Raw genomic sequence first — 17,341 nt, forward strand, 5'->3', positions numbered from 1 at the left:
CTTGTCAGTCGGTCAGCGCTGCAGGCGTTACGCTGCCAGCTCGATCTTGTCGTTCGCTTCTTCCATGCTCGAGAAATGCATCTCTTCGAGCGCGCGCTTATAATCGGTCGGGAACACCTTGACGAACTTGGCGCGGCTGTTGGCCCAGTCGTCGAGCAGGTTGCGCGCGCGCGTGCTGCCGGTGTACTTGAAGTGGCGTTCGATCAGGCGCCGCAGGATGACCTCATCGGCCTCGCGCTCGCCGTCGCGGGTCTGGCTGTGCCAGGCCGCGGGGTCAAGCTGCTCGCGCGCGGACAGCACCGGCTCCAGGTTGACCATGGTGGTATTGCAGCGGCCCGCGAAGTCGCCCTTCGGGTCGTACACGAAAGCCACGCCGCCCGACATGCCGGCCGCGAAGTTGCGCCCGGTCTCGCCCAGCACCACCACGGTCCCGCCGGTCATGTATTCGCAACCGTGGTCGCCGCAGCCTTCCACCACCGTGGTGGCGCCCGAATTGCGCACCGCGAAGCGTTCGCCGGCCACGCCGTTGAAGAAGGCTTCGCCCGAGATCGCGCCATACATCACGGTATTGCCGACGATGATGTTGTCGACCGCGCGGCCGCGGAACTCGGTATTCGGCCGCACGATGATGCGCCCGCCCGACAGGCCCTTGCCGACGTAGTCGTTGCCCTCGCCGACCAGGTCGAGCGTGATGCCGCCGGCCAGGAACGCTGCCGCCGACTGGCCCGCGGTGCCTTGCAGCTGGATGTGGATGGTGTCGTCCGGCAGGCCGGCGTGGCCATAGCGCTTGGCGACTTCGCCCGACAGCATGGCGCCGACGGTGCGGTTCAGGTTCTTCACCGGCGAGATGAACGAGACGCGCTCGCCCTTCTCCAGCGCCGCCTTGGCCTGCGCGATCAGCTTGTGGTCCAGGGCCTTATCGAGGCCATGGTCCTGCTCTTCGGTGTGGAACAGGGCGCGCGGGCTGTCGACCTTCGGCTGGTAGAAGATGTTCGAGAAGTCCAGGCCCTGCGCCTTCCAGTGCCCGATCGCTTTCGACTTGTCGAGCAGGTCGGCGCGGCCGATCAATTCGTCATAGGTGCGGATGCCCAGCTGCGCCATGATCTGGCGCGCTTCCTCGGCCACGAAGAAGAAGTAGTTCACCACGTGTTCCGGTTTGCCCTGGAACTTGGCGCGCAGGACTGGATCCTGGGTCGCGACGCCGACCGGGCAGGTATTCAGGTGACACTTGCGCATCATGATGCAGCCTTCCACCACCAGCGGTGCGGTGGCGAAGCCGATTTCGTCGGCGCCCAGCATGGCGGCGATCACGACGTCGCGGCCGGTGCGCATCTGGCCGTCCGCTTGCACGCGGATGCGGCTGCGCAGGCCGTTCAGCACCAGCGTCTGCTGGGTTTCTGCCAGGCCGAGTTCCCACGGCGTGCCGGCGTGCTTCACCGACGACAGCGGCGAGGCGCCGGTGCCGCCGTCGTGGCCCGCGACCACCACGTGGTCGGCCTTGGCCTTCGAGACGCCGGCGGCGACGGTGCCGATGCCGACTTCCGACACCAGTTTCACCGAGATCGAGGCGCGCGGGTTGGCGTTCTTGAGATCGTGGATCAGCTGTGCCAGATCTTCGATCGAATAGATGTCGTGGTGCGGCGGCGGCGAGATCAGGCCCACGCCCGGCACCGAGAAGCGGAGGGAAGCGATGTACTCGGACACCTTGTGGCCCGGCAGCTGGCCGCCCTCGCCCGGCTTGGCGCCTTGCGCCATCTTGATCTGGATCTGGTCGGCCGAGTTCAGGTACTCGGCGGTGACGCCGAAGCGGCCCGAGGCCACCTGCTTGATCTTCGAGCGCAGCGAGTCGCCGTCTTCCAGCGGAATGTCCGCCACTACCCGGTCGGCGCCGAGCACCGAACCCAGGGTCTCGCCCTTCTTGATGACGATGCCCTTGAATTCGTTGGTGTAGCGCAGCGGGTCTTCGCCGCCTTCGCCGGTATTGCTCTTGCCGCCGATGCGGTTCATCGCGATCGCCAGCGTGGCATGGGCTTCGGTACTGATCGAGCCGAGCGACATGGCGCCGGTGGCGAAGCGCTTGACGATGTCCTTGGCCGGTTCCACTTCGTCCAGCGGGATCGCCTTTTCGCGCTCGATGCGGAATTCGAACAGGCCGCGCAGCGTCAGGTGGCGCTTGCTCTGGTCGTTGATCAGCTGCGCGTATTCCTTGTAGGTGGAATAGTTGTTGGCACGGGTCGAGTGCTGCAGCTTGGCGATCGCATCCGGCGTCCACAGGTGGTCTTCGCCGCGCACGCGGAAGGCGTATTCGCCGCCGACGTCGAGTGCGTTGGCCAGCACAGGGTCGGCGCCGAAGGCCAGCGCGTGCAGGCGCAGCGCTTCCTCGGCTACCTCGAACACGCCGATGCCCTCGACGTTCGAGGCAGTGCCCTTGAAGTACTTGTCGACCAGCGACTTGTTCAGGCCCACGGCCTCGAAGATCTGGGCGCCGCAGTAGGACATGTAGGTGGAGATGCCCATCTTTGACATCACTTTCAGCAGGCCCTTGCCGACCGCCTTGATGTAGTTGTAGCTCGCCGTCTCGGCCGACATCTCGTGCGGCAGGCCGTGGGCCAGCTCGGTCAGGGTTTCGAGTGCGAGGTAAGGGTGCACGGCTTCGGCGCCGTAGCCGGCCAGCAGCGCGAAGTGGTGGGTCTCGCGCGCCGAGCCGGTTTCCACCACCAGGCCGGTGGACGCGCGCAGGCCGCGCGCCACCAGGTGCTGGTGCACGGCGGAGGTGGCGAGCAACGCCGGAATCGCGACCAGGTCGGGCGACAGGCGGCGGTCCGAGACGATCAGGATGTTGTGGCCGGATTTGACGGCGTCCACCGCTTCCGCGCACAGCGAGGCGATCGAGGCTTCGATGCCTTCCTTGCCCCAGGCGACCGGATAGCAGATGTTCAGCTCATAGGCCTTGAACTTGCCGCCGGTGTGCTGCGAGATGCCGCGCAGGCGCGCCATGTCGTCGAAGCCCAGGATCGGCTGCGCCACTTCCAGGCGCATCGGCGGGTTGACGTTGTTGGTGTCGAGGATGTTCGGCTTGGGGCCGATGAACGACACCAGCGACATCACCATGCTTTCGCGGATCGGGTCGATCGGCGGGTTGGTCACCTGGGCGAACAGCTGCTTGAAGTAGTTGTACAGGGGTTTCAGCTTGTTCGAGGTGACGGCCAGCGGCGAATCGTTGCCCATCGAGCCGGTGGCTTCCTCGCCCAGCACCGCCATCGGCGCCATCAGGAATTTCAGGTCTTCCTGGGTGTAGCCGAAGGCTTGCTGGCGGTCGAGCAGCGTCAGCGCCGGCTTTTCGCCTTGCGCGTCCTGGGTGCGCTGCTGGCTCTCGGCGAGCTTGATTTCATTGAGTTTGATGCGCACAGACTTGATCCACGCCTTGTACGGCTTGGCGTTGGCGTAGGTGTCCTTGAGTTCCTTGTCGTCGATGATGCGGCCGGCTTCCAGGTCGATCAGGAACATCTTGCCCGGCTGCAGGCGCCATTTCTGGACGATGCGCGATTCGGGAATCGGCAGCACGCCGGATTCGGACGCCATCACCACCAGGTCGTCCTCGGTGATCACGTAGCGCGCCGGACGCAGGCCGTTGCGGTCCAGGGTACCGCCGATGTGGCGGCCATCGGTGAAGGCCATCGCGGCCGGGCCGTCCCACGGCTCCATCATCGCAGCGTGGTATTCGTAGAAGGCGCGGCGGTTGTCGTCCATCGCCGGATGGTTTTCCCAGGCTTCGGGAATCATCATCATCATCGCCTGGCCGATCGGGTAGCCGGCCATGATCAGCAGTTCGAGCGCGTTGTCGAAGCAGGCGGTGTCGGACTGGCCTTCATAGATCAGCGGGAACAGCTTCTGCAGGTCGTCGCCCAGCACCGCCGACTTGAGGATGCCTTCGCGCGCGCGGGTCCAGTTGAAGTTGCCCTTGACGGTGTTGATCTCGCCGTTGTGCGCGATCAGGCGGTACGGGTGGGCCAGCGGCCACTCGGGGAAGGTGTTGGTGGAGAAACGCTGGTGCACCAGGGCCAGGGCCGAGATGCAGCGCGGATCCTGCAGGTCCTTGTAGAACACGCCGACCTGGTCGGCCAGCAGCAGGCCTTTATAAACCACGGTGCGCGCCGACATCGACGGCACGAAGAACTCCTTGCCGTGCAGGAGTTTCAGGGCCTGGATCGCGTGGCCGGACGACTTGCGGATCACATACAGTTTACGTTCGAGCGCATCGGTGACCATGATGTCCGGGCCGCGGCCGATGAAGATCTGGCGGATCACCGGCTCCTTGGCGCGCACGAAGGGCGACATCGGCATGGTCTCGTCGACCGGCACGTTGCGCCAGCCCAGCACCACCTGGCCCTCGATGCGCACGGCGCGTTCGATTTCCTGTTCGCAGGCGATGCGCGACGCGTGTTCCTTGGGCAGGAACACCATGCCGACGCCATACTCGCCGGGCGGCGGCAGTTCGACGCCCTGTTTCGCCATCTCGTCGCGGTAGAACTGGTCCGGGATCTGGATCAGGATGCCGGCCCCGTCGCCCATCAGCGCATCGGCGCCGACCGCGCCCCGGTGGTCGAGGTTCTTCAGGATCTGCAGACCCTGTTCAACAATCGAGTGACTCTTGTTGCCCTTGATATGGGCGATGAAGCCGACGCCGCAGGCATCGTGTTCATTGGCGGGGTCATACAAACCTTGGGCAATCATGAGGCGTTCTCCACAGCTTTTTCGAGGGTCGAACGCCGAGAATAGTGCAATGCAAAATCCCCCGTCAACCTAAACAATTAGGGTCAGAGTCGAATTGTTTGACAACTTTTTGCGGGAGGGATTAATTAGGGACAGAGTCAATCACAGAATTGGATCGGCTGCGGATGACTTGTTAAGCCTTTGATTTTTATAGGAATGCAGATGCAAAAACGGCACGGATAACCGTGCCGTCAGAGGGGTAATTCGTGCCGCTCAGGGCTGTGGAAGCGGTGGTAGAGGACGCGCAAACGGGCGTCCGCGCTTGGCAGGCAAGATCTGGCGCTGGGTTTTACGCTCGAGGTCGGTCTTGAAACCATTCGAGCCCAGCGGCTGGTTCTTCAGGATCGACAGCGTGATGAATTCGACCTCTTCCGTGGTGAGACCCTGCTGCACCATGTCCATGTAGGCGGCCTCGCGCTGGAACGGCGTATTGCCCAGCGCCCAGAACAGCGCGTGGTCGGCCACCAAGGTATCGACCTTGGCGCCGGCGTGGTGCGCATAGCTGGACCAGGGATAGTCGCCCGGTCCGGCCACCATCTGGGCGCGCACCGGATTGAGCTCGATGTAGCGGCTGCAAGTCATGAAGTAGCGGTCGGTGTCGATCAGCGAGGTGCGGAAGCGGCCTTCGAACAGGCCGCCGGTGCGCTCATACTTGTGATTGAACCAGGGAACGTAGAGGCGGCCGAGCTTCTGCATCATCAGCGCCAGGCCGGTGGCGTCGGCGGGCGTGGCCAGCAGGTGCAGGTGGTTCGGCATCAGGACATAGGAATGAATCGCGACCTCGTAGAAGCGCGCCGCATCCTTGAGCCAGACCAGGAAACGCTGGTAGTCGGCCTCTTCGCGGAAGATCACCTGGCGGTCGTTGCCACGCTGGATTACGTGGTGCGGTTGCTGGGGAACGATGAGTCGGGGTTGGCGGGCCATGGCGTCTGCTTCATTGTTGAGCAGCGATTCTACCGCGTAAAAATGACTCTGTCCCTAATTAATCGCAAGCTCGGCCCAAATTGACTTGACTCTGTCCCTAATTATTGATGAACAGATCCCGAAGACCGTTGACTCTGTCCCTTTTTAGCGAAATCGAGTCCTAACGGCCATATAAGCGAATAAATTGGCCAATAATTCGACTCTGACCCTAATTGTCCGAGTGGATATTGGCCAACAATTCTACTCTGACCCTAATCAGAGGGGGGATGGGGGCGCCGTGGGGGCGCCGGGGTCAGGCGAGGGTGAAGCCGGCGGAGAGGCTGTAGCCTTCGCCGTAGGCGCTGCGCAGGGGCAGGTCCTGGCCGAGGCCGGAGCGGGCTTTCTTGCGCAGGCGGTAGACCAGCATGTCGACCCGGCGGCTGGCGTCCGGGTCTTCGCCGCCCATGCCGGCCACGATCACGTGGCGCGGGACCGGACGGGTGTTGATCGTCAACAGGTGCAGGAAGTTGCACTCTTTTTCGGTCAGGTCGATCGTCTTGTCCATCAATTGCAGCTGGCGCGCGCTGACGCGCAGGGTCCACTTGCTCGGGGCCGGCGCCGGATCGGGCGGGCGCACGCGGCGGTCGAGGGCTTCGATGTGGGCGGCCAGCTCGGGGAACTTGATCGGCTTGGTCAGATAGTGGTCGGCACCCAGGCGCAGGCCCAGGATGCGGTGGTCGAACGCCACGCGGCCGGTCAATACCAGCAGCCCGATCTCGGGATACAGCTGGCGCATGCGCGGAATCACGTTGAATCCGTCCTCGTCCGGCAGGCCGAGGTCGAGCACCACCACGGCCGCGGGCGTGCGCGTCAGCGCCGCCCACATCTCGCTGGCCGTCCTGGCGATCGTGACCTCATGGTCGAGTTCGGTAAGGAACTCGGCCATGTCGTCGGCGTACTCGCCATTGTCTTCAACAATCAATATCTGCGTCATGCGTTGGCCATGTTGGTCTCGTTACCCAGCCGTGTTAGCGTTATCCATACCGGGTCGATCCCGATTATCACTGTTGAGGCTAACTGAGGCAAGGAGTTGTTCCTCTACATTCCAAGCGCCGGCATCCAGAGGCGGAATTCGGCGCCTCCCCGTTTTTGCTCCTGCTCCTGCTCCGGCAGGGGCGCCAGGCTCAGCATCCCCCCGTGCACTTCGACGATCGAACGGGCCATGTACAGACCCAGCCCGCTGCCCGCCATGCCGGCCGCGTTCTTGCCGCGGTAGCCCTTGTCGAACACCCGCTCGGCATCTTCCGGCGCCACCCCGTCGCCGCCGTCCAGCACCGCCAGCTCGACCCCGCCGCCGCTGCGCCGTGCGCGCAGGGTGACCGGGCTGCCGGGCGGCGAAAAGGCCAGCGCGTTGTCGATCAATACTTTCAGCGCCAGCCGCAAGCCTTCCGGTTCGCCGCGCAGCATCAGCGGCAACTCTTCGGTTTCCAGCAGAGCCTGGCGGTGCGCGGCGCGCACTTGCTGCACCCCGGTCTCGACCAGGTCGCGCACCGTGATCGTGTTCGGCTGGCGCGTGCGGCCCAGCGCGGCCATGCGGTCCGGCGACAGATATTCATCCAGCATTCCGATCAGGCGGTCGACCGCGGCGCCGATCTTGCGGTAGCGCTGGCGGGTGGCGTCGTCGGCCTGGCTCGAGGTCGCTTCAAGACGCTGGATGGCGCCGTCGATGGTGGCCAGCGGGGTGCGGAATTCGTGGTTCAGCATGCTGGCGAAGCGTTTCTGCTCGGCCAGGTAGGCACGGCGCTCGGACAGGTCGCACAACAGGCCGACCAGGGCCGTGGACGAATCTTCGCCCTGCACGACGGTCGCGATCGCTTCCAGCGCCAGCGGCCGGCCTTCGGCATGCGGCAAATCGAATTCGCGCACACAGCGCTCGCCCGGCACGCCGTAGGACGCTTCGGTCAGCCAGGCGCCCAGCGGCGCCAGCGGCGCCGGGCCGATGCCGTCCAGCGCGCCCTGCAGGGCGGCGGCGTCATGACCGCTCAGCTCGGCAAAGCTCGGGCTCAGGTAGGCCAGACGGCCTTCCGGCAAGGCGATGCTGAAGGCGACGTCGCCGCCCAGTTCGGCCATGGTCCGGAACTGGTCGAGCGTCGGCAGGCCCGCCGCCTCGGACGAATCCGGGACGGTGGACGAGGCGGCGGTCGGGCTGGACTTCATAGGAATAATTTCTTAACCAACTGTAAATTGTGTTGTGTTTACTATCAAGTATAGCTCTGCTGTTCAATATCTGCAGGAATAATATGTTTCAACAGAGTTTTGTCCCGCGCGCGGAACGCGAAACAATTGCGCCACGGTGGCGGGAGATGCGCGATAATTCGCGCACTATGACCGATACCGCAACCCTCCCCCCACTCCCAGACCGGCTCTCGATCGATCCGAGCAGCCCTTTCCACAACCGTGACGTGTTCCAGCACGAAGTCGGCATCCGTTTCAACGACAAGGACCGCTACGACGTCGAAGAATATTGCCTGAGCGAAGGCTGGATCAAGGTCGCCGCCGGCAAGACCCTGGACCGCAAGGGCAAGCCGATGCTGATCAAGCTGAAGGGCAAGGTCGAAGCGTTTTACAAGTAATTCTCGCAGTAATACACGTAAATGAAACAGGGCGCACTTGGCGCCCTGTTTCTTGTTCACATCCGCATCAGCCTTCTTCCAGCGGCGCGAAGATCGCCTGCAGATCTTCCTGCGTCAGCGCCATCTTCTGCGATTCGCCTTCCGACAGGATCGACTGCGCCAGCTCCGACTTCTTCTGCTGCAGCTGCTGGATCTTCTCTTCCAGCGTGCCCTTGGCGATCAGTTTATACACGAACACCGGTTTATCCTGCCCGATGCGCCAGGCGCGGTCGGTGGCCTGGTTTTCGGCCGCCGGGTTCCACCACGGGTCGTAGTGGATCACGGTGTCGGCCGCCGTCAGATTGAGGCCGACGCCGCCGGCCTTCAGGCTGATCAGGAAGATCGGCACCGCGCCCTGCTGGAAGGCGGCCACCTGGGCCGAGCGGTCGCGCGTCTCGCCAGTGAGCAGCGCATAGCGGATGCCGCGTGCGTCGAGTTCTTCCTCGATCAGGCCGAGCATGCTGGTGAACTGCGAGAACACCAGGATCTTGCGCCCTTCGCCCAGCAGGTCTTCCACCATCTGCATCAGGTCCGTCAGCTTGGCCGACACCGCCGCCGTGTTCTTCTTGGCCGGCATCGCCTTCACCAGGCGCGGATCGCAGCAGACCTGGCGCAGCTTGAGCAGCGCTTCCAGGATCACGATCTGGCTGCGCGCCACGCCCTTGCGGTCGATCTCTTCGCGCACCTTCTTGTCCATCGCCAGGCGCACCGTTTCGTACAGGTCGCGCTGCGGGCCCGAGAGCTCGATGCGGCGCACCATCTCGGTCTTCTCGGGCAGCTCCTTGGCCACGTGGTCCTTGGTCCGGCGCAGCAGGAACGGACGGATGCGGCGATTGAGCAGCGCACGGCGCACCGGATCGTCCTGGCGTTCGATCGGATGGCGGAACTGGGTGTTGAAGGTTTTCTCGTCGCCCAGCAGGCCCGGGAGCAGGAAGTGGAACTGCGACCAGAGCTCGCCCAGGTGGTTCTCGAGCGGGGTGCCCGACAGGCACAGGCGATGGCGCGCGTCGAGCGAGCCGGCGGTCTGCGCCGCTTTCGAGCGGGTGTTCTTGATGTAGTGCGATTCGTCCAGGATCACCAGGTGATAGTGGTGCTTGCGCAGCTCTTCCTCGTCGCGCGGCAGCAGCGCGTAGGTGGTCAGGACCACGTCGGCATGGTCGATCTGGTCGAACTGGTCCATGCGCTCCTTGCCCTGCAGGAGCAGCACCTTCAGGCTCGGCGCGAAGCGCGCGGCTTCCTCGAACCAGTTGGTCATCAGGCTGGTCGGCGCGATCACCAGTGCGGGACTGGTCAGGCGGCCGGCTTCCTTTTCGGTCAGGATGTGGGCCAGCGTCTGCACGGTTTTACCGAGACCCATGTCGTCGGCCAGGATGCCGCCCAGGTCGTACTCGCGCAGGAACTGCATCCACGACAGGCCGTCGAGCTGGTAGTCGCGCAAGGTCGCCTGCAAGCCCGCGGGCGCTTCCACTTTTTTCACCGCGCCGAACTGGCTCAGTTTGCGGCCGGTCTCGCGCAGGCGCTCGCCGCCGGTCCAGCGCAGCTCGACGCCGCGCGCCAGTTCTTCCAGGCGCGCCGCATCCAGCGTCGACAGGCGCACCTTGGATTTGATCTTGTCGTTGAAATACAGCTCGCCCAGCGTGGCCAGGATCGGTTTCAGGCGGCCCCACGGCAGCGCCACCCGCACGCCGTCCGGCAGCACGGCCAGCATCTGGTCGGCTTCCTGGTGCGCGGCCAGTACGCTCGGATCGAATTCGAGCGGCGCGCTGCGGATCAGCTGCACCAGCACCGGCAGCAGCGGCACGCGCTTCTTCGCCACCACGATGCCCAGCTCCAGCTCGAACCAGGCATTGCCTGCTTCGGCCGGTTCGTCGATGTCGGCATACCAGTCTTCGACCGCGACCACGTCGTAGCGGTACTTGGCCGACTTCTGCACGTGCCAGCCGGCGTCGGACAGCGCATCCAGGTCGCCCTCGGCGAAGCGCAGCCAGTGCGCCTGGCTTTCCAGCTGCAGCGCGCCGGCCATGGCGTTGAACGGCGCGGTGGCCGGTTTGCGGAAGCCCAGTTCGCCCAATTTATCCAGGGCGTCGCTTTCAAGCTTCGGATCGCGTTCGATGATCTCGGTGAGGTCGCCGATCTGGCGCACCACGCGCTGCGACGGATCGAACGAGACGCGCTGGCCGTCGTAGTCGTAGGCCAGCACGGCGAAGTCGTGCCAGCGCGTGACGCCGCCGTCGGCCAGCTGCACCGAGTCTAGCAGCAGGTGTGGAATCGGCTTGACGTCATTCCGCAGGCGCTGGGTCAGCGGCTGCGGCAGCGGCATCAATTGCTGCAGGCCGTGCGCCAGCAGCAGCTGCGACACGCGCTTCTTGTCGGTGCCGCTCAAGAGCGGCGCCTGCGCCACCAGCGCCTGCAGCTCGGCCAGCGAGATGTCGATGCCGCCGCGATTCAGGTCCAGCGGTCCGCACGACAGGTTGTCGATGTACCACGGCGGATCGGTCGGCAGCATGTAGTCGATCTGGTCGGCCGCGCTGTGGGTGGCGGCGCCGTTCACCGGCGCCACCGACCACCCCAGTTTGGCGGTGCGGCCTTCGTCGCGCCAGGCCAGGCTGGCCAGGCGGGTTGGCCCCGCCTGCAGCGGATAGACCAGGCCATTGGCCATGTCGGACCACGAGTTCGCCCACAGCAGCTTGCCCTGCTCGAGCAGCATCTGCAGCAGGATCGCGCCGACTTTGCCTTTCGGTTCGGTGGCGCTGGTGCCCTGCGACGAGCCGCTGCGCATGGCGATGAAGAAGCGCACCAGGTCGACGTCGTCGCCTTCCAGGTAGGCGGGCGGCGCCGACAGCAGCGAGAACACTTCGCTCACCGGGCTGGCCGCGGCCACTTCGCCGTTGGCGCGCAGGCGCGCCTTGCACAGGCAGACCGCGACGTGGCGGCCGCCACTGGTGGGCGCCATCACGTACACGAACTTGTACTGCGCCGCCTTCGGATCCGCGACCTCGTCGGTCAGCTTCGGCTGCGGATGCGCCGCCGCTTCGACCCGCTGGAGCCAGCTGACCACGGGCGCAGGCAGGGCGGGAGCACGTGCGGGAGCGCGGGCCGCGGGTAGCTCGCCGGCTTTCTCGCGAAGATAATCGACTGTGGTCATTGGGTCTCGTGGCAGGTAACAAAAAAGGCAATAACGGGCATTATCTCGCATGCGAACACTTCCGTTTTGTTCGGAATCGCACTTAGCAGGCAAATCTCATCCGTGCGTAATGCCGCGTTTTCATCTCAACCGGTTGTTCTCTCATGTTCGGATTACGCTGTCAAGACTGGCGTATCGTTCATGTTTGCGTATCATTGGTTGCTTGACTCAGTTGCTACACACTTGCCACAACATCGCATCACGCATGCCTGCCTGATTTTTTCGCACCTCCGTTTTTGCTCTTCGCTTTCCGACTGCCCATGCTGCCTTCCATCGAACAACGCCTCGCCCAAGAACTGGCCGCCCGTCCGGCCCAGGTGGCCGCCGCCATCGCCCTGCTCGACGAAGGCGCCACCGTGCCCTTCATCGCCCGCTACCGCAAGGAAGCCACGGGCGGTCTCGACGACACCCAGCTGCGCCTGCTGGAAGAGCGCCTGCGCTACCTGCGCGAGCTGGAAGACCGGCGCGCGGCGATCATCGGCTCGATCACGGAACAGAACAAGATGACGCCGGAGCTGATGCAGGCGATCGCGCTGGCCGAAGACAAGACCCGCCTCGAAGACCTGTACCTGCCGTATAAACAGAAGCGCCGCACCAAGGCCCAGATCGCGATCGAGGCCGGCCTGATGCCGCTGGCCGATGCGCTACTGGCCGATCCGGCGCTCGATCCGGAAAGCATTGCGAAAGACTATCTGCGCGAAGCCTTCACCAACGCCGATGGCGGCGCCAATCCGGGCGTCGTGGATACCAAAGCGGCGCTGGACGGCGCGCGCCAGATCCTGATGGAGCGCTTCGCCGAAGACGCCGAGCTGCTGCAGTCGCTGCGCGAGTACGTGCAGGAGCACGGCGTGGTGGAATCGAAAGTCGTCGCCGGCAAGGAAGACGAAGGCGAGAAGTTCGCCGACTATTTCGACTACAACGAGCCGCTGCATGCAGTGCCGTCGCACCGCGCGCTGGCGCTGCTGCGCGGACGGCGCGAGGGCGTGCTGGACGTGACGCTGCGCCTGGATTCGGAACCCGAGAAACCGAAGTGGGATGCGCCGCTCAATCCGTGCGAAGGCCGCATCGCGGCGCGATTCGGCATCAAGGCGCAAGGCCGCGCGGCCGACAAATGGCTGCAGGACACCGCGCGCTGGACCTGGCGCGTGAAGAGCTTCATGCACCTCGAGACCGATTTGATGGGCGCACTGCGCGACAAGGCCGAACAGGATGCGATCGGCGTCTTCGCGCGCAACCTGAAGGCCCTGCTGCTGGCGGCGCCGGCCGGCCCGCGCGCGACCATGGGCCTGGACCCGGGCCTGCGCACCGGCGTCAAGGTGGCGGTGGTGGACGCCACCGGCAAGGTGGTCGATACCGCCACCGTGTATCCGCACCAGCCGCGCAACGACTGGGATGGGGCCCTGCACACGCTGGCCAGGCTGGCCGCGAAACACAATGTGTCGCTGATCTCGATCGGCAATGGCACCGGCTCGCGCGAGACCGACAAGCTGGCGCAAGACCTGATCAAGCAGAACCAGGAACTCAAGCTGACCAAGATCGTGGTGTCGGAAGCCGGCGCCTCGGTGTATTCGGCGTCCGAATTCGCGTCGCGCGAATTGCCCGACATGGACGTGTCGCTGCGCGGCGCGGTCTCGATCGCGCGCCGCCTGCAAGACCCGCTGGCAGAACTGGTGAAGATCGATCCGAAGTCGATCGGCGTCGGCCAGTACCAGCACGACGTGTCGCAGACCCAGCTCGCGCGTTCGCTCGACGCGGTGGTGGAAGACTGCGTGAACGCGGTCGGCGTGGACGTCAACACGGCGTCGGCGCCGCTGCTGGCGCGCGTGTCGGGCCTGTCGAACACGGTGGCCCAGGGGATCGTGGCCTACCGCGACAGCAACGGCGCGTTCGCTTCGCGCGCGGCGCTGAAAAAGGTGCCGCGCCTGGGCGACAAAACGTTTGAACAGGCGGCGGGCTTCCTGCGCGTGATGAACGGCGCCAATCCACTCGACGCGTCGGCGGTGCACCCGGAATCGTATCCGGTGGTCGAGAAGATCCTGGCGGACGTGAAGCGCGACGTGAAATCAGTGATCGGCGATGGCCCATTGCTCAAAGGCTTATCCGCGGCCAGGTATGCGGACGAGAAGTTCGGCGTGCCGACCGTGAGCGACATCCTGAAGGAACTGGAAAAGCCGGGGCGCGACCCGCGTCCGGAATTCACCACCGCCACCTTCAAGGAAGGCGTGGAAGCGATCTCGGACCTGAAGGTCGACATGATCCTGGAAGGCGTGGTGACCAACGTCGCGGCCTTTGGCGCGTTCGTCGACATCGGCGTGCACCAGGACGGCCTGGTGCACATCTCGGCGCTGTCGAACACGTTCGTCAAAGACCCGCACACGGTGGTCAAGGCCGGCCAGGTGGTGAAGGTCAAGGTGCTGGAAGTGGATCCAAAGCGCAAGCGCATCGCGCTGACCATGCGCCTGAGCGACAGCGCGCCGCAGGCGGGTTCGCGTCCGGAACAACGTGGCGACCGCGTCGACGCCAAGCGCGTGGCCCAGCACCAGCGCCAGGAACGCGCGGCGCCGCCGTCCGGCAATGCGATGGCGGCGGCATTCGCCAAGCTGATGAAGTAAGCCGGTGCTGCGCGTCGCTCTTGCCGATCCCGCCAGCCTTGAATCGCTGCGCTTGATCGCGCAGCTCGACGCGGCGCTGAGCGCGATCACCGGCGACAGCGGCGCCTCGTCGTTCGATCCGCGCGACGTGCAGGGACTGGACGCGGCCTTCGTGATCGCCTGGAATGCGCGCGGCGAGGCGGTCGGCTGCGGCGCCTTTCGCAAGCTCGAAGGGGACGTGGCCGAACTCAAGCGCATGTACGCGCGGCCCGGCAGCGGCGCCGGCGCATGCATGCTGGCCGACCTGGAACGGCGCGCGGCCGCTTGCGGGTACCGGCAGGTGTGGCTGTCGACGCGGCGCGTGAACACGCGCGCCGTCGGCTTCTACGAACGGCATGGCTACGCGCCGGTCGCGCCGTGGGGACGCTATGTCGGCCGCGAGGTCTCGGTGTGCCTGGGCCGCAGCCTGGGGTAGTCCTGCTTGATCAGCTGTGCTTGAGCAGGATGCCGACCAGGTAGACCGCCAGGCAGCCGAAGCCGATCAACAGCATCTTCGCCTGCGGGATGGCCGGCAGACCGGTCTTCCTGATGTACATCGCATCGCGCACCAGCAGCACCGCATACACCAGCGCCGCCAGGCCCGACAGGATGTCGCCCGGAATCTGCTGCGTGATGCCGCGATAGATGTTGAGGATGCCGGGAATGCCCAGCAGGGCGGCGATCACGAGGTTCGCGTTCGGCGACGGCACACGCGGGCGGGGTTGTTCTTGCATCGGGATTCTCCGGTCGGCTTGTCAAATTGGCGCGATCATACCGCATGGCCGGGCGCCGACCCAGCGACAGCGGTCAGCCGATCGCCTGCGTCCCCTGCAGCACCAGCTTCACCAGGAAGCCGCCGGCGAACAGGCCGAAGCAGATGTAGCCGGCCAGCGTGACTTCGCGCGAGGCCAGCCTGGCGTCGTTCCCGGCGCGGCGCTGCAGCGCGCAGTAGGCCAGGAAGCCGGCCATCAGCAGCGGACCGATGGCGAAGAAGAAGCGCGCCGGCTGGTGCGAGGTGATGCCGACGGCGATGTCGTACAGGGCCGGCAGCCCGAGCAGCGCGGCGAAGATCCACATGGCGAGCGGCGGCAGGGTGGCGAAGGTGTTGTGCATGGTGCTTGACGGAGTTGGAATCCGGTTGATGATAGCAGCAGGTGGCGCTACGCAACGATGACCGGCTGGTTCTGATGCGCATGCAGAAATTGGGCCCCCACCTGCGTGGGGGCGACGTTGTGGGCTGATGCCCACAACGTCGAATTCTTATAAAATGGCGCCATCCAACCTATTTTTCCAAAGGCAGAACCAAAATGAGCGACGTGCAAACCTGGATCAAAGAAACCGTGACCTCTACCCCGGTCGTGCTGTTCATGAAGGGTACCGCCCAGTTCCCGCAGTGCGGCTTCTCGGGCCGTGCCATCCAGATCCTGAAAGCCTGCGGCGTTAACAATGTTGCCACCGTCAACGTGCTGGACGACCCTGAAGTGCGCCAGGGCATCAAGGACTTCTCGAACTGGCCAACCGTGCCGCAGCTGTACGTGAACGGCGAGTTCATCGGCGGCACCGACATCATGAACGAGATGTACGAGTCGGGCGAACTGCAGACCCTGCTGAAGAATGACTGATCGTCCGCGCCGGATCGTCGTCGCCATCACCGGCGCGACCGGCGCGACCTACGGCGTGCAGCTGCTCAAGCGCCTGCACGCCACACCCGGCGTCGAGACCCACCTGGTCATTTCCGACGCCGCCTCCCTCACCCTGCACCAGGAACTCGGCCTGCAGCGGCGCGACGCCGAAGCGCTGGCCCACGTGGTCCATCGCAACCGCGACATCGGCGCCACCATCGCCAGCGGTTCGTTCCCGACCGACGGCATGGTGATCGCTCCCTGTTCGATGAAGACGCTGGCGGCCGTGGCCCATGGCCTGTCCGACAACCTGGTCACGCGCGCGGCCGACGTGATCCTGAAGGAACGCCGGCGCCTGGTGCTGATGGTGCGCGAAACGCCGTTCAACCTGGCGCACCTGCGCAACATGACGGCCGTGACCGAGATGGGCGGCATCGTGTTCCCGCCGCTGCCCAGTTTTTATCACCGGCCGGCGTCGATCGCGGACATGGTCGAGCACAGCGTCGACCGGGTGCTGGATTTGCTGGGGATAGAGAATGCCCAGGCCGCCCGCTGGGGCGGCATGAAGGGCGGCCTGAAAGACGACCTGCCGGCAGACTAGGCCGGCGCTGCGCCGGCCTCCAGGCTCAGCGCCGGCCGTCGCCCGTGCTGTCGTACAGGTTGCCGTCGGCCTTTTTTGCTTCGCGTGCTTCTTCAAGCATCCGCCGCCGGGCATTGCGTTCCCGTAGCACTTCGGCGTGACGCGCCGCCGTCATCGGCGGCGCAGTCATCAATTCCTTGAGCTGGGCGGTGTTGGCGTAGTTGTTTCGCATGCGTCAGCTGCTCCTCGATGGATCCGGTAGCAGCGATCGCAGCCACCGAAGCTGATTATGAACCAGCTGCGGCCGTTTGTGCTGCACGGCATGACGAAAAGTGCAACGCCGGGTGTCGACGGGGCTTACTTGGTTTCCGCTTTCTGGTGATTCATGCGGACCAGCATGCGGATGAACTCGCGCGCCAGCTGGCGGTGGTGTTCATCCAGGCGCTGCAGATCGGCGATCAGTTTGACGTCGGCCGATTCGAAGCGCGCGCCGCCGCCGGCCGCATCGGCGCTGGCAGCCTGCTCGGCGCCGCCGAAGCGCAGCCAGTCGGCAGGCACGCCCAGCCACTGGGCGATCATGCGCAGCTTTTCCTGGGTCGGAATGGCTTCGCCCACCAGCCATTTACGGGCGGCGTGTACCGTAATCGGACGTCCTTCAAAGCGGATATTGAATTCCCGGGCCAGCCGGGTCGGGCTATCGGGGGAGTAATGCGCGTTCTTCAGGGCCTGCTGCAGTCGCTCGCTGAAGCTCTCCCGTTCATTCGTTGAGTTCATCGTGGTACTTGTTATTGATGCGGACGGGTAACTTCTTCTGTTGAGAAGCATGAATCCTAAATCATACCTCTAAAATGTAACAATGATGTGGTTTTTTAATAGTTTTTACGGATGTGATTTTACGTTCCAAATAGCAAGACTCCGAAGGATGTTTTGTTCAGAATCACCCTGAGCGGCTAAAATGTATTCTTTACGTACAATTA

General features: G+C 64.6%; 14 protein-coding genes. 5 read left to right on the forward strand and 9 right to left on the reverse strand.

Annotation, left to right across the window (positions count from 1 at the left end; translation table 11 throughout):
- Positions 1 to 27: 27 nt before the first annotated feature.
- The 4 genes from QPK27_RS08325 to QPK27_RS08340 all read right to left on the reverse strand — a co-directional run bounded on the left by QPK27_RS08325 (position 28) and on the right by QPK27_RS08340 (position 7,893).
- Positions 28 to 4,734, reverse strand: coding sequence for a glutamate synthase-related protein (locus tag QPK27_RS08325; RefSeq protein ID WP_290417756.1), 4,707 nt, complete (start codon positions 4,732 to 4,734; stop codon positions 28 to 30).
- A gap of 252 nt (positions 4,735 to 4,986) precedes the next feature.
- Positions 4,987 to 5,697: a transposase gene (locus QPK27_RS08330; protein WP_290417757.1), complete on the reverse strand. Its 711-nt coding sequence runs from the start codon at positions 5,695 to 5,697 to the stop codon at positions 4,987 to 4,989.
- Positions 5,698 to 5,989: 292 nt separating this feature from the next.
- Complete coding sequence (locus QPK27_RS08335; protein WP_290417758.1) at positions 5,990 to 6,670, reverse strand: response regulator transcription factor; 681 nt, start codon at positions 6,668 to 6,670, stop codon at positions 5,990 to 5,992.
- A gap of 104 nt (positions 6,671 to 6,774) precedes the next feature.
- On the reverse strand, positions 6,775 to 7,893 hold the full coding sequence (locus QPK27_RS08340) for a HAMP domain-containing sensor histidine kinase (protein WP_290417759.1): 1,119 nt from the start codon (positions 7,891 to 7,893) through the stop codon (positions 6,775 to 6,777).
- A 167-nt stretch (positions 7,894 to 8,060) separates the two neighbouring features.
- On the opposite strand from QPK27_RS08340, the gene QPK27_RS08345 reads away from it, so the two are divergent.
- Positions 8,061 to 8,309, forward strand: coding sequence for a DUF3297 family protein (locus QPK27_RS08345; protein ID WP_290417760.1), 249 nt, complete (start codon positions 8,061 to 8,063; stop codon positions 8,307 to 8,309).
- Between the two features lie 67 nt (positions 8,310 to 8,376).
- On the opposite strand, the gene QPK27_RS08350 is transcribed toward QPK27_RS08345, so the two are convergent.
- Positions 8,377 to 11,493, reverse strand: a complete 3,117-nt coding sequence (locus QPK27_RS08350) for a DEAD/DEAH box helicase (protein WP_290417761.1) — start codon at positions 11,491 to 11,493, stop codon at positions 8,377 to 8,379.
- A gap of 299 nt (positions 11,494 to 11,792) precedes the next feature.
- Here QPK27_RS08350 and QPK27_RS08355 point away from each other — a divergent pair, with 299 nt between their 5' ends.
- Positions 11,793 to 14,144, forward strand: a complete 2,352-nt coding sequence (locus tag QPK27_RS08355; protein ID WP_290417762.1) for a Tex family protein — start codon at positions 11,793 to 11,795, stop codon at positions 14,142 to 14,144.
- A gap of 4 nt (positions 14,145 to 14,148) precedes the next feature.
- Complete coding sequence (locus tag QPK27_RS08360) at positions 14,149 to 14,598, forward strand: GNAT family N-acetyltransferase (protein ID WP_290417763.1); 450 nt, start codon at positions 14,149 to 14,151, stop codon at positions 14,596 to 14,598.
- A 10-nt stretch (positions 14,599 to 14,608) separates the two neighbouring features.
- Here QPK27_RS08360 and QPK27_RS08365 read toward each other — a convergent pair whose 3' ends face one another.
- Both QPK27_RS08365 and QPK27_RS08370 read right to left on the reverse strand, forming a co-directional pair.
- Positions 14,609 to 14,896, reverse strand: coding sequence for a hypothetical protein (locus QPK27_RS08365; protein ID WP_290417764.1), 288 nt, complete (start codon positions 14,894 to 14,896; stop codon positions 14,609 to 14,611).
- A 73-nt stretch (positions 14,897 to 14,969) separates the two neighbouring features.
- Complete coding sequence (locus tag QPK27_RS08370) at positions 14,970 to 15,275, reverse strand: hypothetical protein (RefSeq protein WP_290417765.1); 306 nt, start codon at positions 15,273 to 15,275, stop codon at positions 14,970 to 14,972.
- Positions 15,276 to 15,469: 194 nt separating this feature from the next.
- Here QPK27_RS08370 and grxD point away from each other — a divergent pair, with 194 nt between their 5' ends.
- Together grxD and QPK27_RS08380 are read left to right on the forward strand one after the other, a co-directional pair.
- Complete coding sequence (gene grxD, locus QPK27_RS08375; protein ID WP_290417766.1) at positions 15,470 to 15,784, forward strand: Grx4 family monothiol glutaredoxin; 315 nt, start codon at positions 15,470 to 15,472, stop codon at positions 15,782 to 15,784.
- The gene (locus tag QPK27_RS08380; protein ID WP_290417767.1) at positions 15,777 to 16,385 is read left to right on the forward strand and encodes a UbiX family flavin prenyltransferase; all 609 of its coding nucleotides are present in this window, start codon (positions 15,777 to 15,779) and stop codon (positions 16,383 to 16,385) included. The genes grxD and QPK27_RS08380 overlap by 8 nt, the downstream gene beginning before the upstream one ends.
- A 25-nt stretch (positions 16,386 to 16,410) precedes the next feature.
- Here QPK27_RS08380 and QPK27_RS08385 read toward each other — a convergent pair whose 3' ends face one another.
- Together QPK27_RS08385 and QPK27_RS08390 are read right to left on the reverse strand one after the other, a co-directional pair.
- On the reverse strand, positions 16,411 to 16,596 hold the full coding sequence (locus tag QPK27_RS08385; RefSeq protein ID WP_290417768.1) for a hypothetical protein: 186 nt from the start codon (positions 16,594 to 16,596) through the stop codon (positions 16,411 to 16,413).
- A 125-nt stretch (positions 16,597 to 16,721) separates the two neighbouring features.
- Entirely contained in the window at positions 16,722 to 17,138 is a 417-nt protein-coding gene (locus QPK27_RS08390; RefSeq protein ID WP_290417769.1) for a hypothetical protein, read from the reverse strand.
- Between the last annotated feature and the right edge of the window lie 203 nt (positions 17,139 to 17,341).

The organism is Massilia sp. YIM B02443, from assembly GCF_030411955.1.
In the GTDB taxonomy this organism is placed as follows: Bacteria; Pseudomonadota; Gammaproteobacteria; order Burkholderiales; family Burkholderiaceae_D; genus Telluria.

Coding starts and splice junctions, on each gene's coding strand:
- QPK27_RS08385 (WP_290417768.1), bottom strand. CDS start 16,596: ATGCGAAACAACTACGCCAACACCGCCCAGCTCAAGGAATTGATGACT.
- QPK27_RS08325 (WP_290417756.1), bottom strand. CDS start 4,734: ATGATTGCCCAAGGTTTGTATGACCCCGCCAATGAACACGATGCCTGC.
- QPK27_RS08380 (WP_290417767.1), top strand. CDS start 15,777: ATGACTGATCGTCCGCGCCGGATCGTCGTCGCCATCACCGGCGCGACC.
- QPK27_RS08390 (WP_290417769.1), bottom strand. CDS start 17,138: ATGAACTCAACGAATGAACGGGAGAGCTTCAGCGAGCGACTGCAGCAG.
- QPK27_RS08340 (WP_290417759.1), bottom strand. CDS start 7,893: ATGAAGTCCAGCCCGACCGCCGCCTCGTCCACCGTCCCGGATTCGTCC.
- QPK27_RS08355 (WP_290417762.1), top strand. CDS start 11,793: ATGCTGCCTTCCATCGAACAACGCCTCGCCCAAGAACTGGCCGCCCGT.
- QPK27_RS08345 (WP_290417760.1), top strand. CDS start 8,061: ATGACCGATACCGCAACCCTCCCCCCACTCCCAGACCGGCTCTCGATC.
- QPK27_RS08370 (WP_290417765.1), bottom strand. CDS start 15,275: ATGCACAACACCTTCGCCACCCTGCCGCCGCTCGCCATGTGGATCTTC.
- QPK27_RS08350 (WP_290417761.1), bottom strand. CDS start 11,493: ATGACCACAGTCGATTATCTTCGCGAGAAAGCCGGCGAGCTACCCGCG.
- grxD (WP_290417766.1), top strand. CDS start 15,470: ATGAGCGACGTGCAAACCTGGATCAAAGAAACCGTGACCTCTACCCCG.
- QPK27_RS08330 (WP_290417757.1), bottom strand. CDS start 5,697: ATGGCCCGCCAACCCCGACTCATCGTTCCCCAGCAACCGCACCACGTA.
- QPK27_RS08365 (WP_290417764.1), bottom strand. CDS start 14,896: ATGCAAGAACAACCCCGCCCGCGTGTGCCGTCGCCGAACGCGAACCTC.
- QPK27_RS08335 (WP_290417758.1), bottom strand. CDS start 6,670: ATGACGCAGATATTGATTGTTGAAGACAATGGCGAGTACGCCGACGAC.